Source organism: Flagellimonas marinaquae, assembly GCF_003992675.1.
GTDB classification, from domain to species: Bacteria; Bacteroidota; Bacteroidia; order Flavobacteriales; family Flavobacteriaceae; genus Flagellimonas; species Flagellimonas marinaquae.
Map to the genome: position 1 here is coordinate 343,566 of NZ_RZMZ01000014.1, position 25,475 is coordinate 369,040.

The 25,475-nt window shown below is 43.6% G+C and carries 24 protein-coding genes; 11 read left to right on the forward strand and 13 right to left on the reverse strand.

Annotated elements, in window-relative coordinates; genetic code table 11:
- Positions 1-43: 43 nt before the first annotated feature.
- Both EO130_RS09135 and EO130_RS09140 read left to right on the forward strand, forming a co-directional pair.
- The gene (locus EO130_RS09135) at positions 44-436 is read left to right on the forward strand and encodes a 2TM domain-containing protein (protein ID WP_127141207.1); all 393 of its coding nucleotides are present in this window, start codon (positions 44-46) and stop codon (positions 434-436) included.
- A complete protein-coding gene (locus EO130_RS09140) occupies positions 433-924 on the forward strand; it encodes a dihydrofolate reductase (RefSeq protein WP_127141208.1) in 492 nt (163 codons plus the stop codon). Before EO130_RS09135 ends, EO130_RS09140 begins: the two co-directional genes overlap by 4 nt.
- A gap of 45 nt (positions 925-969) precedes the next feature.
- Here EO130_RS09140 and murI read toward each other — a convergent pair whose 3' ends face one another.
- The 8 genes from murI to EO130_RS09180 all read right to left on the reverse strand — a co-directional run bounded on the left by murI (position 970) and on the right by EO130_RS09180 (position 9,021).
- Positions 970-1,749 carry a glutamate racemase gene (murI, locus tag EO130_RS09145; protein WP_127141209.1) on the reverse strand — a complete coding sequence of 260 codons (780 nt, stop codon included), beginning with the start codon at positions 1,747-1,749 and terminating at the stop codon, positions 970-972.
- A gap of 81 nt (positions 1,750-1,830) precedes the next feature.
- Positions 1,831-2,340 (reverse strand): OmpH/Skp family outer membrane protein, encoded by a 510-nt coding sequence (locus EO130_RS09150; protein WP_127141210.1) that lies wholly within the window; start codon positions 2,338-2,340, stop codon positions 1,831-1,833.
- Positions 2,341-2,389: 49 nt separating this feature from the next.
- Positions 2,390-3,211 (reverse strand): OmpH/Skp family outer membrane protein, encoded by an 822-nt coding sequence (locus tag EO130_RS09155; RefSeq protein WP_127141211.1) that lies wholly within the window; start codon positions 3,209-3,211, stop codon positions 2,390-2,392.
- Between the two features lie 97 nt (positions 3,212-3,308).
- Positions 3,309-5,972: an outer membrane protein assembly factor BamA gene (gene bamA / locus EO130_RS09160; RefSeq protein ID WP_127141212.1), complete on the reverse strand. Its 2,664-nt coding sequence runs from the start codon at positions 5,970-5,972 to the stop codon at positions 3,309-3,311.
- Positions 5,944-6,684, reverse strand: coding sequence for an isoprenyl transferase (locus EO130_RS09165; protein WP_127141213.1), 741 nt, complete (start codon positions 6,682-6,684; stop codon positions 5,944-5,946). The genes bamA and EO130_RS09165 overlap by 29 nt, the downstream gene beginning before the upstream one ends.
- 1 nt (position 6,685) lies before the next feature.
- Positions 6,686-7,369 (reverse strand): type IX secretion system protein PorG, encoded by a 684-nt coding sequence (porG, locus tag EO130_RS09170; RefSeq protein ID WP_127141214.1) that lies wholly within the window; start codon positions 7,367-7,369, stop codon positions 6,686-6,688.
- Between the two features lie 112 nt (positions 7,370-7,481).
- The gene (locus tag EO130_RS09175) at positions 7,482-8,363 is read right to left on the reverse strand and encodes an NAD kinase (RefSeq protein WP_127141215.1); all 882 of its coding nucleotides are present in this window, start codon (positions 8,361-8,363) and stop codon (positions 7,482-7,484) included.
- A gap of 1 nt (position 8,364) precedes the next feature.
- The gene (locus EO130_RS09180; RefSeq protein ID WP_127141216.1) at positions 8,365-9,021 is read right to left on the reverse strand and encodes a CBS domain-containing protein; all 657 of its coding nucleotides are present in this window, start codon (positions 9,019-9,021) and stop codon (positions 8,365-8,367) included.
- Between the two features lie 86 nt (positions 9,022-9,107).
- On the opposite strand from EO130_RS09180, the gene EO130_RS09185 reads away from it, so the two are divergent.
- The 7 genes from EO130_RS09185 to clpX all read left to right on the forward strand — a co-directional run bounded on the left by EO130_RS09185 (position 9,108) and on the right by clpX (position 16,243).
- The gene (locus EO130_RS09185; protein WP_127141217.1) at positions 9,108-9,824 is read left to right on the forward strand and encodes a pyridoxine 5'-phosphate synthase; all 717 of its coding nucleotides are present in this window, start codon (positions 9,108-9,110) and stop codon (positions 9,822-9,824) included.
- Positions 9,825-9,870: 46 nt separating this feature from the next.
- Positions 9,871-10,644 carry an alpha/beta fold hydrolase gene (locus tag EO130_RS09190; protein WP_127141218.1) on the forward strand — a complete coding sequence of 258 codons (774 nt, stop codon included), beginning with the start codon at positions 9,871-9,873 and terminating at the stop codon, positions 10,642-10,644.
- Positions 10,645-10,779: 135 nt separating this feature from the next.
- A complete protein-coding gene (locus EO130_RS09195) occupies positions 10,780-12,306 on the forward strand; it encodes an SGNH/GDSL hydrolase family protein (protein WP_127141219.1) in 1,527 nt (508 codons plus the stop codon).
- A 78-nt stretch (positions 12,307-12,384) separates the two neighbouring features.
- A complete protein-coding gene (locus tag EO130_RS09200; RefSeq protein WP_127141220.1) occupies positions 12,385-12,729 on the forward strand; it encodes a phage holin family protein in 345 nt (114 codons plus the stop codon).
- A gap of 99 nt (positions 12,730-12,828) precedes the next feature.
- Positions 12,829-14,151: a trigger factor gene (gene tig, locus EO130_RS09205; protein ID WP_127141221.1), complete on the forward strand. Its 1,323-nt coding sequence runs from the start codon at positions 12,829-12,831 to the stop codon at positions 14,149-14,151.
- A gap of 90 nt (positions 14,152-14,241) precedes the next feature.
- The gene (gene clpP, locus EO130_RS09210) at positions 14,242-14,922 is read left to right on the forward strand and encodes an ATP-dependent Clp endopeptidase proteolytic subunit ClpP (protein ID WP_127141222.1); all 681 of its coding nucleotides are present in this window, start codon (positions 14,242-14,244) and stop codon (positions 14,920-14,922) included.
- An 85-nt stretch (positions 14,923-15,007) separates the two neighbouring features.
- Positions 15,008-16,243, forward strand: coding sequence for an ATP-dependent Clp protease ATP-binding subunit ClpX (clpX, locus tag EO130_RS09215; protein ID WP_127141223.1), 1,236 nt, complete (start codon positions 15,008-15,010; stop codon positions 16,241-16,243).
- Here clpX and EO130_RS09220 read toward each other — a convergent pair.
- Together EO130_RS09220 and EO130_RS09225 are read right to left on the reverse strand one after the other, a co-directional pair.
- Positions 16,240-16,779, reverse strand: a complete 540-nt coding sequence (locus EO130_RS09220; RefSeq protein WP_127141224.1) for an alpha/beta fold hydrolase — start codon at positions 16,777-16,779, stop codon at positions 16,240-16,242. The genes clpX and EO130_RS09220 overlap by 4 nt on opposite strands.
- A 171-nt stretch (positions 16,780-16,950) precedes the next feature.
- A complete protein-coding gene (locus tag EO130_RS09225) occupies positions 16,951-18,465 on the reverse strand; it encodes a GH3 auxin-responsive promoter family protein (RefSeq protein ID WP_127141225.1) in 1,515 nt (504 codons plus the stop codon).
- Between the two features lie 97 nt (positions 18,466-18,562).
- Here EO130_RS09225 and EO130_RS09230 point away from each other — a divergent pair, with 97 nt between their 5' ends.
- Both EO130_RS09230 and EO130_RS09235 read left to right on the forward strand, forming a co-directional pair.
- Complete coding sequence (locus EO130_RS09230; protein WP_127141226.1) at positions 18,563-19,357, forward strand: DUF2797 domain-containing protein; 795 nt, start codon at positions 18,563-18,565, stop codon at positions 19,355-19,357.
- A 15-nt stretch (positions 19,358-19,372) separates the two neighbouring features.
- Positions 19,373-20,140, forward strand: coding sequence for a DUF6090 family protein (locus tag EO130_RS09235; RefSeq protein WP_127141227.1), 768 nt, complete (start codon positions 19,373-19,375; stop codon positions 20,138-20,140).
- A 59-nt stretch (positions 20,141-20,199) separates the two neighbouring features.
- Here EO130_RS09235 and EO130_RS09240 read toward each other — a convergent pair whose 3' ends face one another.
- The 3 genes from EO130_RS09240 to sppA are packed head-to-tail and all read right to left on the reverse strand — an operon-like array spanning position 20,200 to position 25,445.
- Complete coding sequence (locus EO130_RS09240; RefSeq protein WP_127141228.1) at positions 20,200-22,905, reverse strand: AsmA family protein; 2,706 nt, start codon at positions 22,903-22,905, stop codon at positions 20,200-20,202.
- A gap of 35 nt (positions 22,906-22,940) precedes the next feature.
- Positions 22,941-23,648: a queuosine precursor transporter gene (locus EO130_RS09245; RefSeq protein ID WP_127141229.1), complete on the reverse strand. Its 708-nt coding sequence runs from the start codon at positions 23,646-23,648 to the stop codon at positions 22,941-22,943.
- Positions 23,649-23,684: 36 nt separating this feature from the next.
- Positions 23,685-25,445, reverse strand: a complete 1,761-nt coding sequence (gene sppA, locus EO130_RS09250; protein ID WP_127141230.1) for a signal peptide peptidase SppA — start codon at positions 25,443-25,445, stop codon at positions 23,685-23,687.
- Positions 25,446-25,475: the final 30 nt, after the last annotated feature.

A 25,475-nucleotide genomic window follows, 5' to 3' on the forward strand; every position in this document is an offset into this window, starting at 1 on the left:
TGTCTGTAATTCAGTTATCTTTGTTGTTAAAGATAGCCATTCCATGTTGTCATTTGGTAAAAAGAAGAAGTCGGAAATAGATTTGGAGCAGCACGAGCTTTTGGAACATGCGCATCAACGCATCAAACAAAAGAAAAGGCTTTATTACCACTTAGTGCTTTTTTTGATCGGTAGTATTTTCCTGATTCTTGCCAACAAAGTCTTAAAGTATGGAGAAGCTTATGATTGGTCCTTTTGGGTAGTGCTTTTCTGGACCTTTTTGATTGCCCTGCACACCTTTAATGTATTTGTGACCAAAAAGTTTATGGGACAACAATGGGAACGTGAGCAACGCGAGCGCTTGGTCGACCTTCAGAAAAAACGAATCGGTGAGATCCAAAAGGAAATAGAAACAGACTTTCCACTTTCCAAAATCAATAAAAAAAAAGATCAATGAAGCGATTGGTCATTATTGCGGCTGCGGCCGAAAACAATGCTTTGGGCAAGGACAACGATTTGGTATGGCATTTACCGGATGATTTTAAACGGTTCAAGAGCCTAACCTCGGGGCACAAAATCATTATGGGCAGAAAAACCTTGGAGAGTTTCCCCAAACCATTACCCAACCGCACACATATTGCCATTACCCGCGATGAGGACTATCAACCCAAGTTTCCTTGCACCATAGTACATTCCTTGGCGGATGCCATTGCTTTGGTGGACGATAAGGAGACCGCTTTTATTATAGGGGGTGGTGAGATTTATAAGCAGTCCATGGACCGTGCTACGGATATTGAACTGACGAGGGTACACGGTTCGTTTGAAGCGGATGCATTTTTTCCCGAAATCGATACGGACCAATGGGAACTGGTGAAAGAGGAACATCATCCAAAGGATGATAGGCACCAATACAGTTTTACGTACCTCACCTATAAAAGGAAATAAGCTTCTGGATTTCTATTTTTCGCAGGGGGTGAAGGTTTCATCCGACTAAAAATCAAGATAGGAAACCTTTGCGGAGGGCGTATTTACCAGTGTTTTTAGGACTTCGGTATCAGCATTACTGTAAAAGAGGTGCTCGGGGGAATCCTCCGAGTTGGAAAGTAAGCTGTTTTGCTCCAAAACGGCCTTGGTCTGGCGTGCCACGGCCTCACCAGAATCGATAATGTTGATGTGCCCTGGCAATATATCCTTTAAAACTGGTATCAAATAGGGATAATGGGTACACCCCAACACCAAACAGTCGATATCTTGATTGAGCATGGGCTGTAAAAAATCGATGAGCAGGTCTCTCATTTCCTCGGATTCGATTTTACCTGCCTCAATGAGCTCCACCAATCCTTTTCCTTCCTGCTCCAATACGGTAATACCTTCGGCAAAGAGTTTGGAAGTGTTGTGGAACAGACTGCTGGAAAGGGTACCCTTGGTGGCCAGCACACCAACCTTTTTGGTCTTGGTCTGAAGCGCGGCTGGCTTAATGGCAGGTTCAATTCCTATAAAAGGGACCTTGTAATGGGAGCGTAAGTAATCAATGGCGTTGGTGGTGGCGGTGTTGCATGCCACTACAATAATCTTACAGTTTTGTTTGAGCAAGTACTCGGTATTTTTGATACTGAGTCTTACAATCTCTTCCTTCGACTTTTCGCCATAAGGAGCATTGGCACTATCGGCCAAGTAAATGGTATGCTCATGGGGCAGTGTTTTGGCCACCTCCTTCCAAATGGATGTACCTCCTACCCCAGAATCAAAAATGCCAATCGGATTTTCCATGTCTAAAAATAGGTGCTTCACTTTTTACGGCATAAAAAAACCGCTCTTTTAAAGCGGTTTTTTTGTTTGCAATATAATCTTTTAGAAACCTAGTTCCTGCTTTACCGCTGGCAATAGGTCTTTTCCCTTGGAAACGAGAAGTCCCAATCCTGGGCTGGCATCGATTACATAATCATAACCTTGGGCTGCCGCTACTTTTTCGATGGCCGCTTTTGCCTTTTCAGAGATTGGAGCGAACAATTCCTGCTGCTTTTTCTGCATTTCTTGCATGGCAGCTTGCTCGGCTTCCTGAATATTTTGCTCAAAACCTTGAAGCTCTACAGCTCTTTGCTCGTTTTCTTCCCTTGTTTTGGAAGTAGCTTCGTTTTGGTATTGGGTATACTTGTTCTGAAGCTCGGTCATGGAGCTTTGGATGTCTGCTCTGTAGGTTTCCTGTAATTTCTTCAATTCAGCTTGTGCAGCCTTCATCTCCGGCATTTCAGACAATAGTTGCTGTACATTAATGTGGGCAACCTTGCTCTGCGCATTTACAAAACCCGTAGCCGCTACAAACAATACGAGGGCTACCGCAATTCTTTTTACATTTTTCATGATTCTCAACGTTACTTTTTTGACTTTAAATTTAGTGTTTCAATATAAACTATCCTATTGAATCCTTTTGTTGTTCTTGCGCTTTTTTTCGTTCTTCCAATTTTTCTTTCCTCTTGGCCTCACGCTCTTCCAAAAGTTTTCTTCTTCGTTCTTCGTATGCTTTTTTACGCTCTTCGCGCTCTTGCAACTTTTGCGCCCTTGTTGCCTCGGCGGCCTTTTCCCGCTCTTCAAGGGCTTCGGCAGCTTGTTCTTGCCGCTCCCTAAGGGCATCACTTATGTCATCTTCCTCCTCTTGGAACTGTTCCAAACGGCTCTGTTCCTCTTGTTTTTTGTTGGATGCACTTATTTTTCTGGTACGTCCTATCTCCCTTAAAACTAAGTCACTGATATCGTGCCTTTTTTCGGAGTACAACATTACAACATCTGCGGATTTATCAAAAATAAAATCGTATCTTTTATTAGCTCCGATTTTTTGGACTTCATTGAAAACTTGGTCCTGTATCGGTTGGATCAAGAGCTGTTTTTGCAGCACCAAATCCCCTTGTGGTCCAAAACGATCTTGTTGATAGTCCAGCATTTCCTTTTCCAGCAACTGGATTTCCTCTTCGCGCTCCAAAATGAGCTCGTCCGTCAACAGCACCTTTTCGGCCATCAGATCTTTTTTCATCTGTTCAACAACACTCTGTTTCAGCTCTATTTCCTGCTTCCACTTTTGTGCCTTGGCATTCAATTGTTCGGTAGCGTCCCGATATTCTTCCACATTTTCGAGGATATATTCCATATCCACATATCCGATACGGACACCACGTTGGGCGAATCCGTAGAGAGAAGTCATCAAAACTGCTACTGCTAAAAGAACTTTGGTATTCATCTTTGATTCCGCGTTTGTTATAGAAAATATCGTGCCAAAATTACTAATTAATTAGAAATAAGCTATTTAACAATAAGCCCAGCACATTTTCCATGTATTAAAACTGCTGCCCGATGATGAAGTGTGTTTGCCAGCCGCTTGGTCCAACCGATCCTGGTCGGGCATCGGTATCGAAGCCATAACCAAAATCAATCCCCAAGAGTCCGAATGCCGGCATAAAAATACGTAGCCCCACTCCGGCAGATCTTTTTAATTCAAACGGATTATAGTTGCTAAAATTGTTGAAGGCATTACCTGCTTCCAAAAATGATAGTGCATAAATGGAGGCAGATGGTTTCAACGTTAACGGGTAACGAAGTTCCAAAGAGTATTTATTGTAGATGGTACCTCCTTCTTGCTCCAACCTATTGGTGATCGGGTTGGTGATATAAGGGGTAAGGGATTGGTTATCGTAACCTCTTAACTGAACAACGTCCCTACCGTCCAAGGTAAAGTTTCCGAGACCATCGCCCCCTACGTAAAAACGCTCAAAGGGAACGTCGCCAATATCTTGGTTGTAGGCTCCAAGGAAACCGAACTCTGCATTGGTACGCAATACCAGTTTGCCCACGATAGAGGTATACCAATCTCCCCTAAATTTAATTTTGTAGTATTCCAGCAATTTAAATCTTTCCTCTTCCAACAACTCCAGGTTGTCCCGAAGCCTGTTCAATTCCAATTGCTCTTCGGTATTGGCCGGTTCGCCGATTTCACGTATTCTGCGGTTGACTTCATCGACATCATCCCTTAAGGCAGCGAAATCCTTTCCGCTGAACAATGAGTAGGGTGGGGTAAACTTGGCGGTCAATTCAAAGTTGGAACCGGAGGTCGGGAAAATTCTACTGGGTCCTTGTGAACTTCTGGACAGACCGAAGGTATATGTCAACGCATTGGAACTACCGTTACCAAAATTGAATAGTCCGCTGGCAAAATCGTTAAAGTCATATAACTGGTAGCTCACAGAGTGTGACAGCGTGAAGAAATCATCAGGCCATTGCACCCGTTTTGCAAGTCCTGCCGTAATTCCCGTGATGGCGAAGCCCCTGGACTTGTCCACATCAAATCTACCGTTCGGGTTGAATTGCGTAGCAAATTGCTGTGTACGTGATAGCGAGAAGTTGAACCTAACCGGTTTTTTTCCTCCTAACCAAGGTTCGGAGAAGTTCAAACTGTACACCCGGAATGTCCTACTGGCCTGCAAGCGCAAAGCAAAGGTTTGCCCATCTCCCATGGGAACTGGTTTATAGGCTTCCTTATTGAAAATATTTTTTATAGAAAAGTTGTTGAACGAAAGTCCCAAGGTTCCAATAAAGCCTCCACCACCAAAACCTCCTTGGAGTTCGATTTGGCTGGAACCAGCTTCTACCAAACTATAATTGATATCCACTGTACCTTCATTTGGATTAGGATTTTGGATGTCCGGCACGATCTGCTCGGCATCAAAGAATCCCAACTGTCCCAATTCGCGAATGGTCCTTACAATGTTGGACTTGCTATACTTTTGGCCTGGACGGGTCCTGATTTCCCTATAAATCACGTGGTCGTTGGTCTTATCGTTGCCCGAGACGGTCACATGGTCCAGAAATGTCTCCTTACCTTCGATGATACGGATTTCGAAATCGATGGTGTCATTGACCGCCGAAACTTCAACCGGGTTAATGGTCGAAAAGAGGTACCCGTTATTTTGGTAGAGGTTGGTAAGGTCTACCGCATCTGGATCGGAATCGTCCGCTACGCGTTCCTTTAGCAATACTCCATTATAGGTATCCCCTTTTTTGATGCCCAGCACTTGGCTCAACTGCCTATCGGTATACACGGAATTGCCCACAAAGTCGATATCCCCAAAATAGTACTTATCACCTTCCTCTACCTCTATGGTAAGCTCAATGTTTTTGTCATCCAGTTTTACGAAGGTATCCGAAAGCACCCTTGCATCACGATAGCCTCGCTCTGCGTAGGTATCCACTAAATTGTCAAGATCTTCTTCAAAGTCTGCAGCAATGTATTTGGATTTTTTCCAGAAACGATAAAACTTTTTCTTTTTGGTATTCTTCAGTGATTTTTTCAGTCGTTTGTTGGACAATTTTTCATTGCCCACAAAGTTGATCTTCCTTATTTTGACCTTATCGCCCTTGCTCACGTTGATGACCATGTTCTCCACATTGGTGCCCGAGGTATCCACAGAGGTAGCGATATTCACCTTGGCGTTAAGGTATCCTTGTTTTTTATATTTATTCTGAAGGTAGTTCTTGGTATTGGCAATCAAGCTCTCGGTAATCTTTTTCCCCTTTTTCAGGTCGGTATCCTCTATGATGTCCTCTACTTTTCGCTTTTTGACCCCATAAACGGTAACACTGTTCAGCGTTGGTCGCTCCGTTATGTTCAGCTCCAAAAAGATTTTATCGTCCTCAATTTTGGTGTAGTACATCTCAACATTGCTGAAGAGGTCCAAGTTCCACAACTTTTTGATTACAGCACTGATTTCATCGCCAGGTACCTTAATGGGTTGTCCTACACGCAGGCCCGTATAGCTTTTTACGGTTTGCTCGTTATAGCTTTGGAGTCCGGTTACCGAAAGCCCGCCCAGGATGTATTGCTTGCCGTTCTCGAAATCGGTTTCTTGGGCAATACCTTGGAAGGTAAATAAAAATAGGGGAATAAAAAGGGCTGAAAGTAGGTGGTTTGTGATACCCTTAGTTAAGTTGTTCGCTCGTTTTTCCAAATCGTCGTTCTCTATTTTGGTAACTTAATATGGCCTCTACCAAATGGTTTTCTCTAAAATCGGGCCAAAATACATCAATAAAATATAATTCGGCGTATGCAATCTGCCAAAGTAAAAAATTACTTATCCTACATTCGCCACTGGTGCGTATAAGTAGGTCTACATCAGGCAAAAAGTGCGCGTAAAGATGTGTATTTATAACTGTTTCATCAATATTTTCGGGGGAAATTATGTTATTTTTAACTTTGGTCGCAATCTCCTGAACCGCTGTTTTTATCTCCTCTCGGGAGCCATAGCTCAATGCCAGGGTAAGGGTCATGCCCGAATTGTTTTCGGTTTTCTGCATCACCTCGGTGAGTTCTTTATGCACCTTGGAGGGCAAGGTATCTATTTTTCCGATGGCCCGAAGTCTTATATCGTGCTTGTTCAAGGTCTTGAGCTCTCTTTTAAGGGCATTGACCAAAAGCTTCATCAACGTATCGATTTCAGTTTTGGGGCGGTTCCAGTTTTCGGTTGAAAAAGCGTAAAGGGTTAAAAAAGGAATCTGGAGCTTAGCGCAGCTTTCCACGGTCTGGTTAACGGACTCCACACCATTCTCGTGCCCAAACATGCGGATTTTGCCCCGTTGTTTGGCCCACCTCCCATTACCGTCCATAATGATGGCTACATGCTTTGGCAGTCTCTCTTTGTCTACGTCCTCTAGTGTGTGCATTTTATTGAAAACAATCCTGGCAGGGCTTACGTCCAAAGGTATAGGTCAATGTTATACCTGTAAATACGTACCAGTCGTCGCTCAATATATTCCCGAATCGGAACTGCTCAAAATTGGAACCTTCAGGGTTGCTTGCGTCCAAATTGTCCGTAAACGTATACCTGGCCCCAATTTCGGCACCAAGGATCAAGAATTGATTTAAACGATACTTAGCCCCAACCGTCATTGGAATTGCAAAACTACCTTCTTTTTGGTTAATATCCTGCATTTGAAGGGCATCAATATAATTAAAATCGTATCTGAAGTAAGTAATACCGGTGTACAAGTAAGGTGTGAAGGCGGGTCCGAGCTGATGGAGGTTGTATTCCACAAAGTTGATTTCCAGTCCAGCGGAAAACTCCAAAATGGAATTATCTACCGTATACCCTCTTTGTTTGCGCGATGGCATATGTGATTTGGAATCATCGGCGGTAAATTCTCCGTAGAGCACACTTCCCCGCCAAGCGTACCGTTTTCCTTTGTTCCATTTAAAGATACCGCCAAAAGCCGGCCCCGAAGGCAAGATATAATTGGTCTTCCCTACATCGCCTATCATGTTGGTGCCCCCGGCAAACACACCTATTTCATAGGTTTGTGCGCTTACCTTGATCACACAGCATAGAAAAACAGCCAAAACTATCCGCATACTATCCAAAAAGTTACTAGAATTTAGAGTAAAGGAAGGTCAATAGATTCGTAATTAAAATTGTTCTCCTTTGTAAAACAGCTTTTCGCTCCTTTTATTGTTTGCAGGTCGATCAATTGCGGCGATCTTCCCCCCAAAGTAATTTGTTCCGTAAGGTTTTAAGGAAGCTTTCGGATTTGTACTCTATCATTTTAACGGTGAAATCTGCCTTTCTTATTCGAATTTCCTTTCCGTTGGGGATATCGGCAATACGGGAATCCAACGACACCAAATGGGTCTTTTCCCTGCCTGATACCTTCAAACGTATCTGGGTGTTGTCCGAAATGACCAATGGACGTGCGTTGAGATTATGAGGCGCTATGGGCGTCAGCACCAACGACTTTGCCGTTGGAGCAATTACAGGGCCTCCACAGCTCAAGGAATACCCTGTGGACCCTGTTGGCGTGGACACAATAAGCCCATCGGACCAATAGGAGGTCAAATATTCGTCATCCAACCAAGTTTCCACCGTGATCATGGAAGTGGTATCCTTGCGGCTTACCGTAATTTCGTTCAATGCAAAATTGAGCCCGTTAAATTCGTTCAGATCGGAATTGAGCTCCACCTCGACCAAGGTACGTTCCTCAATGGTGTAATGTCCTGCTTCGAATTCGGTCACCAACTTGCGGACATTGGCTTTTTTAAAGGTAGAGAGAAACCCTAAACGTCCCGTATTGACCCCAACAATAGGTATTCCATAATCCTTTATATAGGTTACGGCACGTAACATGGTACCATCGCCACCAAAACTCACAAACATGTCAAAGGAAGCATCCAATCCTTTGGATTGGGTAAATGTTCCCAAAACTTGTTCTTTGGTAATTTGCCCCACAAGCTTGTTAAAACCCTCCTCAACATAAACAGAAGCATCCAACTTCTTCAGCTCATCCAAAAGCTCTTCTACACACTGGCGGTCTTCAGGTTGAAAGGACTGTCCATAAATGGCTACCTTCATATTAAACGTTAAGATATTTCTCTAGATAGTCGGATCGTTGCTTAAGATCTTCTATAAACTGATCGTCGCTGTTCCCAAATACAATGGTGTAGTTATATCTCCTAAAAGTCTGGGCGACTTCGTTTAAGCTTTGGGTACCTACTTTTAGCGTAATTTCCACAAGATCATTTTGTGCGTCCGTAATAAAGGCACCCAATAATCGGGCGTTGTTGCCCTCTACAATTTGTGCTATTTCACTAAACGAGTAATCCTTTATACCGATGGACACGATCAATATGGCACCTGGCTCCTTAAAGAAAGGGGTGTCGATGAAGACATCCACTACATCCTCCAAATCATAGTAACCGGAAATCAACTGGTCCTCATCCAGCACGGGCAGAATATTGGCCTCGTTCCGTGAAAACATCTCCAGCACATCCAACCAAGCAGTTTCCTTGGTCACAAAGAAGTTTTCCAATTCGAACCTGAAATCATCTATCTTTTTTTCGGGCTCAAAGCAGGCCAGGTCGTTTTCCGACAGCAACCCCAAAAAAGTGCCGTTTTCCGTTACCCCTACATGGGAATAGGTGGTCTCCTCAAAAAACGTAATGACATCCTTTAAGGTTTCCCCGACCTCAAAAATGGGAACTGTGTTGATTATTCTGTCTTGAATCTGCATAACACTTGTATTAGGTGCAAAATACTAATTTAAAATGGCAAAAGGCATGCCGAATTCTTATTTTTGACCATCTAAAAGAGAACTACATGACAAAGTTGAGCGTCAACATAAATAAACTGGCCACGTTAAGGAACTCAAGGGGAGGCAATGTGCCCAATCTGATTACTTCCACCAAGGACATCGAATCCTTTGGGGCACAGGGCATCACCGTTCACCCACGGCCCGATGAACGCCATATCCGATACCAAGATGCACGGGATCTAAAAAAGGTGGTCACTACAGAATTCAATATTGAAGGAAACCCCGTCCCCAAGTTCATCGATTTGGTACTCGAGGTAAAGCCCACACAAGTGACCTTGGTACCCGATGCCGAAGACGCCATTACCTCCAATGCAGGTTGGGACACTATCAAACACAAATATTTTTTGGTCGATGTAATACAAACGTTCAAAGCGCATGGCATACGGACTTCCATTTTTGTGGACCCCAACGAAAAGATGGTAGAGGCGGCCGCAGCCACTGGAACGGACCGAGTAGAACTCTACACGGAAAGCTTTGCAGATGAATTTGCCAAAGGCAATAAGGAAAGTGGTATAGCTCCCTTTGTTAAGGCTGCCGAAATGGCGCACAAGGTAGGTTTGGGACTCAATGCTGGGCACGACTTGAACTTGGACAACATCCAGTTCTTCAAGCAACATATCCCTCATCTGCTAGAGGTCTCCATAGGTCACGCTTTGATTTGCGAATCCATTTATTTGGGCTTGGAGAATGTCATCAATATGTATTTGCACCGACTGAAATAAGGAAACCACTAGAACACGCATCGGTTCAATCAAAAAAAAACACCACATGAGCGAACTATTACATTCAAACATACTGGGAAAAGGACAACCACTACTTATCCTACATGGCTTTTTGGGTATGTCCGACAATTGGAAAACCCTGGGCACCCAATACTCCGAAAATGGCTTTGAGGTACATTTGATAGACCAGCGAAACCACGGAAAAAGCTTTCATTCCGATAAGTTCAATTACGATTTGTTAAGCGATGATGTTATTCACTACATGAATCATCACAGCATCCCATCAGCCTACATACTAGGGCATTCCATGGGAGGTAAAACGGCCATGCAACTGGCTACTTCGCATCCGGACAGGGTGAACAAACTGATTGTGGCAGACATCGCACCAAAATTTTATCCACCGCACCACGATTTTATTTTTAACGGACTCTCCCATTTGGATTTTGACAAAATTTCCGATCGAAGGGAGGCCGATGAAGAACTATCAAAACATATAAAGGAAAAGGGTATACGGCAGTTCCTGCTCAAAAACTTACACTGGGTCAAAAAAGACAGACTTGGATTCCGGTTCAATTTTGAGGTCCTCAAAAACAAAATGGAAGAGATTGGCGAAAACATATCTGGCCTTGCAGTGTATGATGGGCCTACCCTATTTCTTAGAGGGGATCGCTCCGAATATATCCTGCCGAACGACTTTGCCGAAATCAAAAGGCACTTTCCAAAAGCCAACATTGAAACCATTGATAAAGCAGGACATTGGCTGCATGCAGAAAACCCCAAGCAGTTTTACGAAAAGAGTTTTGCTTTTCTGAATTCATAAAATCCACCCGTTTTTATTATGCATGCATAATTTTTTCATTCATTTAATTGTCTGAATGACAAATTTGATATAGATTTGGTTAATTCTGGTTCTTACCAAAAATTAACATAAACTAACTGTAACAGATTTTTTGATATGAAAAAGTTTTATGCCTTTCTCCCATTTTTAGGCTTATTCTTGATAGCATGTGAAGAGGACACCGTAGTGCCAGAACCGGCTGGTCCCGATCCAGTGGAATACACATCAGGAACTGCAGATTTTTCCAACTATGTTGCCATAGGAAACTCCTTGACAGCTGGATTCTCGGACAACGCCCTATTTATTGATGGCCAAACAGCATCCTTTCCAAATATGCTAGCCTCCAATTTTGCATTGGCAGGCGGTGGAAGCTTTGATATTCCATTTATGGCGGATAACCTAGGTGGTGCCACTATAAATGGGGAAACCGATGCGAATATGGACGGATCCCCCGACATAGGAAACCGATTAATTTTATCATTTTTGGGAGCAAGTCCAAGCCCAGTGCCCGTTCAAGGGCAAGGAAGTACCGAAATTACCGACAAACTTGCGGGACCCTTCAACAATATGGGTGTTCCAGGAGCCAAAAGTTATGAACTCTTAGCACCCGGCTATGGCAGCTTGGCTGGTTTGGCCATAGGAGCGGCCAACCCTTATTTTGTAAGGTTTTCTTCCTCTGAGACCGCCTCAGTAATCGGTGACGCAGCGGCACAGGGAGCAACCTTTTTCACCCTTTGGGCAGGTGCCAATGATATTTTGATTTACGCCACAGGCGGAGGAACTGGTGTGGACCAAGCCGGAAATCTTGACCCAAGCACCTATTCCCGAAACGATATTACAGATCCCAACGTATTTGCAGGATCATTGGATGCCATGTTGCAAACCATGACAGCAAATGGTGCAGGCGGCGCGATCGCCAATTTGCCCAATGTAACGGACATCCCTTATTTCACCACAGTGCCACACAACCCGATTCCTTTGGATGAAGCGACTGCCGCCTTTTTGAACAGCGCACAAGCGTATGGCGCATACAATGCAGGTTTGGCGCAACTCCAACAATTGAATCTGATCACAGAAGAAGAACTGGAAAAAAGAACCATCACTTTTGCTGCAGGCGAAGGCAATGCAGTAGTGATTATCGATGAGGATTTGACCGACTTGACAGCATTCAATCCGGCATTGATCAATATGAGACAAGCAACCGAAGAAGATCTAATGGTGCTTACCTCAAGAAGCTTTATCGGAACCTTGGCCAACCCCAATGACCCAACTTCCATCAATGGTGTGGCAGTTCCCTTGGCAGACCAGTGGGTGTTGACCCCAGAAGAGCAAGCTACCGTAGAGACCGCTTTAAATGCATACAACCAGACCATAGCCGGTTTGGCCGCTGCATACGATTTGGCCTTTGTGGATGCCAATGCACTTTTAAATCAGCTTAGAACCAATGGTTTCCAACAAGCGGACGGAAGCGTAGTGGATGCCACCTTTGCAACAGGTGGAGGATTTTCCCTGGATGGCGTGCACCCTGCACCGCGTGGGTACGCCATTATTGCAAACGCCTTTATTGAAGCGATCAATGCAAAGTACAATTCGAATTTGCCCGGTGTTAACCCATTGGACTACACTGGACTTTATATTGACTAAACAAACATAATTTTCTTTATCTTAAAGGCACCGTAATGCACGGTGCCTTTTTTATTTATACAACCTAAAAACAAACCTATGAAACTCATTTTACGACTTCTACTAAATGCCTTGGCCGTAGTCATACTCAGTTATGTACTGCCAGGTGTTGGGGTAGATTCCATGGTAACCGCCATAATTGTGGCAGTGGTGCTCAGTCTTCTCAATTTTTTGGTAAAGCCCATATTGGTAATTCTAACCTTGCCCATTACCATACTTACGTTAGGGCTCTTCCTTTTGGTGATCAATGCCATCATCATTCTGATAACGGCCAATCTTATCGATGGCTTTCAGGTAGTAAGCTTCTGGTGGGCGGTCATCTTTAGCCTGTTGCTAGCCATTTTACAGGCAATTTTGCATTCAATTTTAAAAGAAGACCAATAGAATTCATATGGTTTGAAAGTCAATGGTTTAAAAACTTGGCAGCAACACAAAAAAGAGTTACTTTTGCATCCCATTTTTAGAAAGCAAATTAGGTAGGAAATGAATATAACCAAAGAGCAGATTGACGATCTTAATGCAGTAGTAAAGGTTGCCATAAGCAAAGAAGACTATCAGGACAAAGTAGAGAAAATCCTAAAGGATTATAGAAAGCAGGCCAACATACCCGGCTTCAGAAAAGGACAAGTTCCCATGGGACTTATCAAAAAGCAATACGGCAAAGCTGTTTTGGTAGACGAAGTAAACAAATTGCTCCAAGACAATCTGAACAAATATCTGACCGAAGAAAAATTGGATGTTTTGGGCAATCCACTGCCCAAACAACAAGATAATTTTGATTGGGAAAAGGACAACTTGGACTTTGAGTTCGAATTGGGATTGGCACCCAGTTTCGAGGTGAATCTTAAGACCAAAAAACCGGTGACCCACTATAAAATCGTGGCCGACAAAAAAATGATCGAAGAGCAAGTTGAACGTATTCAAAAGCAATATGGCAAGTTGATCTCCAAGAACGAAGTAGGCAAGAACGATGAAATTACAGGGTTCTTCGCCAATGAGGAAGCGGAAATCGACCACAAGACCACTGTCGAAATGGGTAAAATCAAGAGCAAAAAAGCCATTGATGCCCTAACCGGTAAAAAAGTAGGCGACACCGTAACGCTTTCCACTAAGGGACTTTTTAAAGAAGACTACCTACTATCCAATGCATTGGGCATTGCCCGTGACAAGGCAGATGGCCTTAAAGTAGACGTAAGCTTCACCATCGAGGAAATCAACGAGAGAGAACCAGCAGCCTTGAACCAAGAGCTTTTCGACAAATTGTTTGGAGAAGGCAAGGTAACGTCTGAAAAAGAATTGAAGGACAAGATCAAGGAGGATTCCGAAAAACAATTTGAGCAGCAATCCGATCAGAAATTGTTGAACGACATCACAGAGAAGTTGATCGATGAAACCAAATTTGATCTTCCTGCGGAATTTTTGAAGAAATGGATACAGATCAGTGGTGAAAACCCATTGACGGAGGACGAGGCAAAAGAGGAGTTTGAAAAATCCGAAAAAGGACTTCGTTACCAATTGATCGAGGGTAAGATCATTCAAGAAAATGAGCTTCAAGTGCAATTTGATGAATTGAAGGAATTTGCCAAAGGATTCATCAAATCACAAATGGCACAGTACGGCCACATGGACCCGAAAGAAGAGGAATTGGAAGGTATTGCCGTAAGGGTGATGAGCAACCAAGACGAGGTAAAACGCCTTTCGGAGCAGTTGATGAGCCAAAAGCTTTTGGACCTTTACAAAGAAAAGGCCAACCTCAAGGTGAAGGAAGTCTCTTATGACGACTTCATCAAGGAAGCATACAGCTAAGGCTTCGCTAAAAGAAAATTAAGTATCTTTACGGTGCCGGAAAGCTAGTTTTTCGGCACCTTTTTTTTAAGATAAATCGAGTCAAATCCTATGGATTACGGAAAAGAATTTAAAAAATACGCTACCCAACATCATGGTATCAACAGTATGTACTATGACAAGCTCATGAGTACCATGTACCCCATGAACATGACGCCCAACATCATTGAAGAGCGACAACTCAACGCCGTTGCGATGGACGTTTTCTCCAGATTGATGATGGACCGCATCATTTTTATGGGTACTGGAATCAACGATCAGGTGGCCAATATTGTCCAAGCACAGTTGCTTTTCTTGGAAAGCGCCGATGCCTCCAAGGACATCCAGATTTACATCAACTCTCCCGGCGGAAGCGTGTATGCCGGTTTGGGCATCTACGATACCATGCAGTTCATCAAACCTGACGTCGCCACCATTTGTACAGGTATAGCCGCATCCATGGCAGCTGTACTGCTATGTGCCGGACACGAAGGAAAGCGAAGTGGATTGCCCCATTCCAGGGTCATGATTCACCAGCCTCTTTCAGGAGCACAGGGGCAGGCCAGTGATATTGAGATTGCAGCCCAAGAAGTGCTAAAGATAAAAAATGAGCTTTACGAGATCATTTCCAAGCACTCAGGACAATCATTTGACAAAGTGTATGATGACAGTGACCGTGACTACTGGATGAAAGCGCCAGAGGCCAAAGATTATGGTATGATCGACGAAATATTGGTCAGGGAAAAGTCATAAGTAAAACCAATTGATTAAAAAACAACCACTTAAGGCAGAACAAATCCATTTTTTTTGCGTTATTGTTGGTTGAAGATTAAAAAATATGGCAAAAGAAAATTTGGAATGTTCTTTTTGTGGTAGAAAAAAGCCGGAAACCAATTTATTGATTGCCGGCCTTGATGCGCATATTTGCGATAGATGCATAGAACAGGCCCATAGCATAGTAGCCGAAGAGTCCAAACAATCCAAAAACCAAGATCTCTCCTCCGAACTGGTATTGAAAAAACCTATCGAGATCCACGACTTCTTGGACACCTTTGTTATTGGACAGGAACGAACCAAAAAAGTAATGTCCGTAGCGGTGTACAACCACTATAAGCGTTTGTTACAGCCCAAGGGCAAGGATGAGGATATCGAAATCCAAAAAAGTAACATCATCATGGTTGGGCAGACCGGTACGGGTAAAACCCTTATCGCCAAGACCATCGCCAAGATGCTGAACGTGCCCTTGGCCATAGTTGATGCCACGGTTTTGACCGAGGCAGGCTATGTGGGCGAGGACGTTGAAAGCATTCTTACCCGTTTGCTGCAGGCTGCAGATTACAATCTGGAAAAAGCTGAGCGCGGAATCGTGTTTATCGATGAAATCGATAAGATTGCACGGAAGAGCGACAACCCTTCCATTACCCGGGATGTATCCGGAGAAGGGGTACAGCAAGGTTTATTGAAGCTTTTGGAAGGTACTACAGTGAATGTGCCACCAAAAGGAGGGCGTAAGCACCCAGACCAGAAATTCATTGAAGTCAATACCGAGAACATTCTCTTTGTAGCTGGAGGTGCCTTTGATGGTATCGAGCGTATCATCACCAAACGCTTAAATATGCAAGCGGTGGGCTATAGCGCATCCAAGGCGGAGGAAAATCTGGATCAGGAAAATATCTTGCAATACATTATCCCGAAGGATTTGAAGGAGTTCGGACTTATCCCTGAAATCATAGGAAGATTGCCGGTACTCACCCACATGAATCCATTGGATGCCAAAACATTGCGCGCCATTTTAACGGAGCCAAAAAACGCCATCATCAAACAGTACGAAAAATTGTTTGCCATGGACGATATCGAGTTTTCGATAACGGACCAAGCGCTGGACTACATCGTAGAAAAGGCTGTGGAATACAAATTGGGAGCCCGGGGATTACGCTCGCTATGCGAGGCAATCTTTACCGACGCCATGTTCACCCTGCCCAGTAGCGATGAAACAGAGTTTAAGGTAACCAAAGGGTATGCCGAGAAAAAACTCTCTTACGAAACCGTCAAAAAACTAAAAGCAGTCTCCTAGACTGCTTTTTTAGTTACCTTTTCCAACAACTCCAGACAAACTTCCGAGATTATTTTTTCATCAGAATACAAATGATGGCCAAAATTAGGTATCACGGTAACATCTGCTCCAACGGCTTGTTGCCAATCATCATTCGGTCTAAACTCGTCTCGCTCACCAAAGATTAAATTCAAATCTGTAATCGGCTTCTCCTTTTCCAACCTAATTCTGGTAGATGAAAGAGCTGTTAAAGATTTCATGGGCAAACCCTTCAATGCAGCTTTGTAGGCAATGGTTCCCCCCATACTGAAAGCCAAATAATGCGCAGGTGACTTTTCTTTTCGCAACAAATTTCTGACTGCAGTTTCAATACCCCCGTTCACAAATGCCTTGTGCACATTCTCTTCCGAAGAGATTACTACATCGATGTTTCCCAATTGTTGGCAATCATAAAATTCAATGTCGTAATACTGTTGCAAGTAACCAAAATAAGAAGTAATCCAGAGGCCCTTCTTAGCGCCCCACATGTCCGAAATTATAACAAGCTTTTCTGCCATGATTTTAATGGTTTTGTGTTTATGAATTGATTGTTGGTGGGAATTTCATCAAATAACGCAGGAAATCCGCTTTTATTTGTTCAAAAGAAACCTTTCCACGACGAACGGGTCCAATTTACGAAAACGTTTTCGTAAACTTTCGTTCAACGTCATTTTTCTTGGATAAATGTCTTATTGGAAGTTCATTCGAAGTAACTCTTCAATACATCCACGCTCGTTGGAAAGCCTGGGAATCTTGTGCTGCCCCCCTAACTTATTATGCGCCTTGAGCCAATGATGGAACAGGTTTTCCCTCGCCACATGCACAGTGGGCATCATAAGGGTAATGTTATTGTATCGTTTGGCCTCGTAGTCAGAGTTCAGTGCCTTGAGGGCATTGTCCAGCATTTCGGTAAAATAGGCAATATCTGCTGGCGGCTTTCTGAACTCGATGATCCATTCGTGACCTCCTTTTTCCTTATCGGTCATAAAAATGGGGGCTGCCGTATAATCCATAATCTCGGCTTCGGTCTTTAGGCACACTTGCTTTAAGGCTTCCTCAGCATTTTCGATGATCAGCTCTTCGCCAAACACATTGATGTGGTGCTTGGTGCGACCCGTAATCTTGATGCGATATGGATTCTTTGAAGTGAATCTGATGGTATCCCCAATTTTATAACGCCACAATCCTGCGTTGGTGGTGATGACCATGGCGTAATTGACCCCTAGTTGGACCTCCCATAACGGGATGGCTTGGTCCCCTTCGCCTGAAGGTCCCATAGGGATGAATTCGTAAAAAATTCCATAGTCCAACATCAGCAAAAGCTCATCGGAGTTATTTTGATCCTGAATCCCAAAAAATCCTTCGGAGGCATTATAAGTTTCATAAAAATTGAACCTTTTCCGGGGCAATAATTTTTTATACTGATTTTTGTAAGGCGTAAAGCTTACCCCGCCATGAAAATAAACTTCCAAGTTTTCCCATACCTCGAACAGGTGGTTCTTCCCCGTCTTTTCCAAGACTTGGTTCAATAGTACGAGCATCCAAGAGGGCACTCCTGCCAAACTGGTCACGTTTTCGCGAATGCTTTCCTCTATAATGGCCTCCAACTTGGATTCCCATTCGGTCATCAAAGAAACTTTGTTGCTGGGAGTGCTGCTGTATTCGGCCCAAAGCGGCATATTGTCTATCAAAATAGCGGAGAGATCACCAAAGAAGGTCCCGTTATCCTCGTATAACTCTTTGCTTCCGCCCAATCGTAGACTTTTTCCGGTGAACAATTGGGAATTCTCATTGTTGTTCAAATACAGGCAAAGTAAATCCTTGCTGGATTTGTAATGACAGTCCTCCAACGCTTCGGTGCTCACTGGGATAAACTTGCTCTTTGCATTGGTGGTACCGCTGCTCTTCGCAAACCACTTGATGGAGGTAGGCCAAAACAGGTTCTGCTCTCCCCTACGCGTACGTTCGATGAGCGGAGCAATATCCTCGTAGGTCACAATGGGCACCCTATTCCTGAACTCTTCATATTTGGGGAGGTCTTGGAAACCATACTGCTTACCGATCATGGTGTCTTTGGAAAAATCCAGCAACTGCCGCAACACCTCATCCTGAACATCCAACGGATACTTTAAAAAAAGCTCTATTTGATGAAAGCGCTTCCGTAGTAACCAAGAAGCAATCGAATTGAATAATGGTATTGGCATTTTAGGTATCTTTAACCAAAGAAACAAGGTTGGTACAACCGCTAAAATAGCTTTTCTAACATAGATTTTCAAATAAGATAAACACATTCATTTTACTATGCTATACGAGGGAGTCTTGCGAAAGATGCGAACGGAAATAGGAAGCCCGATCCAATATTTTTTGGTCTTTGAGAACGATTTTATCAACATGAACCAAGGGCTCGATAGGGAGCTGCAGATCGATTTCATCAAATTCCAATGTTTGAACTGTGGGGAGGACCGGCCTATCTATCGACAAGGATTCTGCAAGTCGTGCTTTTTTGAAACCCCGCGTGCCGGAGACTGGATCATGAAGCCGGAGTTGAGCAAGGCCCACTTAGATGAAGAGGACCGCGATCTAGAGTACGAGAAAAGAATGCAGCTTCAGCCACATATCGTGTATTTGGCCAACTCGAGTAGCATTAAAGTGGGGGTGACCCGTAAATCGCAGGTACCCACTCGCTGGATAGACCAGGGTGCGCACGAAGCTATCGAAATTGTAGAAGTTCCCAATCGATACTTGGCCGGAATTACCGAGGTGGCACTCAAAGACCATGTGAGCGACAAGACGAGTTGGAGAAAGATGTTGCAAAACGATATTGAGGATGTAGACCTAGTGGAATGGCGCAACAAACTTAAGTCCAGTATTCCCGATGAGGCCATAGATTACTTTTTGAACGACAGGGAAGAAACCCATATGGAATTTCCTGTACTAAAATATCCCGAAAAGGTAAATAGCCTAAATTTGGACAAAACCCCAAGTTATAAAGGTGTGCTCAAAGGTATTAAAGGGCAGTACCTCATCTTTGAAGACAATACGGTCTTTAATGTACGGGGAAGCGAAGGGTATTATGTGGGGATAAACATACAGTGATTTGAACAAGTGTCTATGCTCAAAGTCTTTAGAAGAATACGAAAGAAATCCATTGCGGATAAAAAGATCAGCAACTACTTGCTGTATGCCATTGGCGAGATCATTTTGGTGGTTATCGGGATTTTGATTGCACTTGCCATCGATAATGCCAATGAACAAAGCATCAAACGGGAAAAGGAACAGATTTACCTCATCGGACTTCGCGATGAGTTCGAGACCAGCCAAACCAAATTGAAAGAACTCATAACCTTCAACAAACAAAGCTATGAGGATTCCAAGAAAATTATGGTCTATATGGTTGACCAAGAAAACCTGCCCGATGAGCAAGAGCTCGCCAATTTGCTGTACAATGCCTTGGCCTTCGATATTTCATTCAACCCCAACAATTCCCTTTTGATGGAAATGATCAATTCGGGAAGTTTAAAGGATATCGGAAACCCACGTCTTCGCATCCTTTTGACCAATTGGATTTCCAACATTGAGGATATCGCTAAGCAAGAAATGATGCTGGCCAATGAGCGCGACAAAATACTCGATATGTTTCGCAGTGAAGAAAACAGCATCAAAACGCTATACGACCTAACCGGGGTTTCCAGTGAATTGGAGATTCCCCTTAGTTCGGACCGAACGAGCAACCGTAACCTTTTAAAATCGAAAGAGTTTGAGAACAATATGCTCATGTTCATCCTCACCAGCATCAAAACGGAAACATTGCATTACAATCCTTTGATGCAGAGTATAGACGAGATTTTGAAAACCATCGACAACGAAATCAAGGAATAAAAAAGGGTACCTTAAAATCGTTACTATCTGGACTGTGTCAGATTGAGCGACTGCCTGCTTTAATTTACCGTATCCTTTTTCTTTTTCTTGAGGAGTCCGCCCAAAATGGATTTGGCAGCATCCTTTACCTCATCGCCCTGTTTAGCTTTTGCACTATCTGTTGCGGTGGTATCCTTTTTCCCGCCCAAAAGAGTGCCAATGGCTTCTTTTACCCCATCATTTTTGGTGTTGGTGGTATCGGATTCATCTTTTTTAAAGACATCTGACAATAAATCTTTGGCTTTTTCCTTACCCTGGCCTATCAATTTTTGCTTTTGCATTTCCACCAATTTGGTGGTCAACGTTTTCACACTGGAAGATAGGTCGGTACTCACGGATGGATTGGTGAAATTACCGCCAATATTCGCGGTAACGGGAATGGTAACCTCTCCCAAACTTTGATCGTCCAATTGTGCGATGAGCTTGTTCACCTCCGTACCCAAATATTTGGCAGGCACGTTCAAGGTTGCAGCATAATCCATTTGTTTATCAAAGGAGTGGCTGCCGTTCACATCAATGGCTATATCCTTATAATTGAGGGTGAAAGGTTTCACCTTAACCGTTCCATTATCAAAGGTCAATGCAGTTTTTAGTCCATCTAAATTGATTTCCTTGGTATCCAAAAAATTAAGCTTGCTGTCCAAAGCCGAAACCAAGGGAGCTTTTTGCGCATCCAATTTGGGAGAAAGCAATTCTGCCAACAGATTCCCAGAAATAGTGGCCAAGTTCGGCGTAAAGTCGTCCTTCAAGTTCCCCGAAATCTTAATATCGGAATTGAGCTTTCCTTGAATGGCAGTAGCCAATGGGGTCAACGTTTTTAACAGTTCCAGGCCTTCGAATGACTCTCCGATATTAAAATTGTTCATGCCCAAATTCATATCAAAGGTGGAGGTTTCCTGTTTGGTCGAAACCGAACCTGAGAGGCCCAACGTGCCCCCAAACAGATCGGAAGTGAGATTTTTTACGATGGCCGTTTCATCTTTGATGACCAAGGTTCCTTTGACGTTCTTCAGATTCAAGTTGTCATAAACCACGGTATTGGCAGCGGCATCGATGGTACAATCCAAAAACGATGGTATTTTTATACGCTCCTCCCCTGTTGTGGCGGACCCAGTTTCGGTTTCCCCGCTTTCTGGTTCAACTTCTGCAGTCTCTTCCATCATAAAGTCGTTCAAGGCAAACCGATTGGAATTCAAGGTAAAATTACCCTCAACATTCTCATCGTTGAACATAAAGCCCAACAAATTGGTCAAGGTACCCTTGGCCTCAAAATCGGTGCTTCCTGTTTTTCCATTAAAGGAATCCAGAGTAACCTTATCCGGGTTAAAAGTAACCGCTGCCGTATTGATGATCACTGGACTTTTGAGTTCCTCTGAGGCATACTCAAATCCAGAAAGGGAAGCCTTGCCCGTTGTTTTGGTATTCTGGTACTGCTTGTTCTCCAAAGATGCCATATCAAAGGCGGTGGTGATATCCGCATTCAAAATGCCTTTTAGATCAAAATCTTCTGGTAGCGGATAGGCTTGCGAAATATTGGCCAAATTGATTCTTCCATCCATATGGGCGTTTACTTTGGTGTTGCCCAACAATTCCCTGATCTTGGCGTTCAAATTGAATTTGTCCTCGTCTATCAGGAAAGACAGACGGTTAATATTCACATAGGTATCCTCCGTAATTCCGGTCTCGTTGTTGATTTCGGTATCGATGTATACATTGCGAACGGATTTCGGCAGATCAGGATATTTAAAAGATGCATTTTCAGAGTTGATGGCAATCTTGAAGGTTGGGATATGCTCATCGTCCACCACACCCTTAAACTGACCTTTTACCTCAAAATTTCCCGTAGTCTGTACGCTTTCGATATTTGCTGCATAGGCTTCCGGGATGACCGCCAAAAAGTTCTTAAAGTCGGAAGAAGGTGTCTCAAAAGTGATGTCCACTTCCTGATTGTCTTCATTCACCTTCACAAAACCATCGAAAACCAATGGCAATTGGTTTACCAAGGCCTTGTTCTCCAAAAAGGTGTATTTGTTCTCCGTCAAATCGATTCCGATAAGGGCATCCAAATTAATTTTGTTCCTGTTCAAATACTGGGTGCTGTCCATTTCAAAGGATACCAAAGCATCCGTAAGGGTCTTGAGTTCGGACTTTTCCAAAGAAAGGTCGCCTGTTCCCGAGTGGTTCATCTCCAAAATATCCAATCGCATCCCACTGTCCATGTCCCAATACACGATTTCCGAATTGGTAATGGCATAGGAGTTCAAGTTTAATGTAAAATTATCACCGGATGCTTCTGTGGTGGTTGCCGTGGAAGATTCACTTTCCTTGGCAATATCATAATTGGCATTGCCTTCTTTATCCGCTTTGATTAGCAATTTTGCTCCGTCGACAGTAAGCGTTCTGAGTACGATAGGCTCCTCGGCAGATTTGAACAGCTCCTTAATGGACATGGAAAGTGCTATTTCCGATGAGGCAAACAAGGTATCGCCTTCAAACGGAGCCTTGTTGACCAATGATAAATTAGTGAGCTTTAAATTAGCGTTTGGGAAGCTTCTGAGAAAACTCAAATCAGCCTCTTCAAAATCAAAAGTGGCATTGATGCTATTGTTGACCTTTGTTTTGATGATGTCTTCAATCTTACCTTGAAGAAACAACGGAACGGCAATGATGATCGCTAGTAATACAAGTAGGGTTATGGTGGTAATTTTCAGGACTTTTTTCCTCATACTTCGGTGTTTTACAACAAATTAAAGGAGAAGTATCAATCCAAAGAAATTTCTTCCCCTATATTTAAGTTAAATCTTTTTCGCATCAGATATACGAAAAAATAGAGCAAAGGGGTGTCAAGAACGGCAATCATTACCTTGAAAATAAAACCACTGATCAACAGTCCATAAAACTTGTCCCAGGGGAGTACACCAAAAATGCACAATAGCCCCACCACCGTGAACGTGTCTATAAATTGGGAGGAAAAAGTAGAAAAGTTGTTTCGCAGCCAAAGCATGCGACCATTGGTAAGACGCTTCCAAAAATGATAAATGGTGATATCGATATACTGTGCGCCCAAATAGGCCAGCATGGAAGCCAAAACTCCTAGTGGAGACAGCCCAAAAACCGTGGTAAAGGTAGTATCGTCCACCGGCGAGCTGGGTATGGCCATGGAACAGTTGGCCACCAAAATAATGGCCATGGAAAAGAAAGACGCAAAGATTCCCGCGGTAACCACTTGATTGGCCTTTTTTTGACCGTAGATTTCGGAAATCAAATCGGTGATCAAAAATGTGATGGGATAGGGCAAGATTCCCACGGACAGCTCAAATAGGGGCGCTCCAAAAACGGTAACCTCCCCAAAAGGAGCCCAAGAAAAAAATTTTTGGAAAATCAAGTTGGACACCACCAGTGAGGTGATGAACAACGCCCCGAGATACAGATATATGGAAAATGCTAACTTCTTGTCCTTTGGTGTCATATGAGGTTTTAAAGTCCTTAGAGCCTTTACCTGGGCCTACTGAATGTTTAAACTGAATGGCATTTTGGCCTGTATGCCCTCTTGTTTGGTAAATTGCTTGAACTCTTTCAAAATTTGGTAGGCCTCGCTCCCAATTTCTTCCTGTATGATGGACTCCCCTATCTTGGCCTTTGCGGAACCAAAGTCTTCCATAAACAGTTCAAAATCGGATTTATAATTTGGATACTTGCGCACTCCATAGGATTCCAGCCCTGCCATCTCTGCTGCGGCTGCGATGGCATCGTCCAAACTTCCCAATTCATCCACCAAACCAAGAGCCTTGGCATCCACACCGCTCCAAACCCTGCCTTGGGCTATTTGGTCTACCTGCTCCACTGTCATGTTTCGCCCTTTGGACACACGATCCAAAAAGGTTTCATAGGTCTCTTCGATGCTTTCCTCAATCGCCGCTCTAAAGGTATCGGTCATAGGCTCAAAAAAGGAATAGTCCACTGAATTTTTGTTGGTCCCCACTTGTTCGGCATTGATTCCAACATTATCCGCCAACTGGTTGATGTTGGGAATGGTGCCAAAAACTCCAATGGAACCTGTAATCGTGGTGGGCTCAGCAAAAATCTTGTCCCCTCCAACGCCAATGTAGTAACCACCCGATGCCGCTATATTTCCAAAGGAAACCACAATGGGTTTTTCCTCCTTGGCCAATTGCATTTCTCTCCAGATAATATCCGAGACCAAGGCACTGCCCCCGGGAGAATCCACGCGGAGCACAATGGCCTTGACACTTTTGTTGTCCAAAGCCTTATGCAGGGCTTCCACAATAAGGCCCTGCCCTATATAATCCTTTCCGCCTTCACCTCCGAGAATCTCTCCCTGCGCATAAATAACGGCAATCTTGTCCGACCCTGTACGGATGGTTCTTTTGTTGGTGTTTTGTATGTAGTCCCTTAAGCCAACATACTCGATTTCTTCGTCTTCGGAAAGACCGATCTTTTCCTTCATCAAGTCTTCGTATTCGTCAAAATACAAGGCGCCATCCAGCAGCCCTGAGGCAACGGCATATTCTGGGGTTCTGCCGCCGAGGGTGTCGGCAATTTGGTTCAGGTCTTGGGGCGATAACTTTCTGGATTCAGAAATATCATCTACCATCACATTCCAAATGGAAGTGATCAATTCCTTGATTTGTGTTCGGTTCTCCTCGCTCATGGTATCGGATAAAAAAGGCTCAACAGCACTTTTATACTTGCCATGGCGTATGACCTCCATTTTGATCCCTGATTTTTCCTGTAGCTCTTTATAAAAAAGCACTTCCGTGGCCAGTCCCTTAAAATCCATGGCTCCCACAGGGTTGATATAGACTTCGTCCGCTGCAGTGGCTAGGTAATAATCGCGCTGTGCGTACACATCGGCGTGCGCCACCACAAACTTTCCTGAAGACTTAAAGTCGATTAGGGCGTTTCGGATTTCCCTGGCCTGGGCCATTCCAGCCTGCAAAAATCCAGTAGTAATGCTTATACCCTCTATATGCTCATCATTCTTCGCTACTTCTATGGCGTGCAGTATCTCATCCAATCCAAGCTCCTCCGTCCACAAACCAGCAAAGGGATCATTGGCATCCTTTCCCGTGTAATCAAGGATAGGGGCCATAAAACTGATTTCCAGCACTGAATTCCTTTTTACCACTACACCATCTTCGGCACTGCCCACAAGGACCATAAAAATGAAGAACATGCCAACAATGATCATAAACGCCATTAAGCTCCCCAAAATTGAGGCAAGTAGGTTTCTTAAAAACTTCATGCAATAAAATTTAATACGTTCCAAAGATAA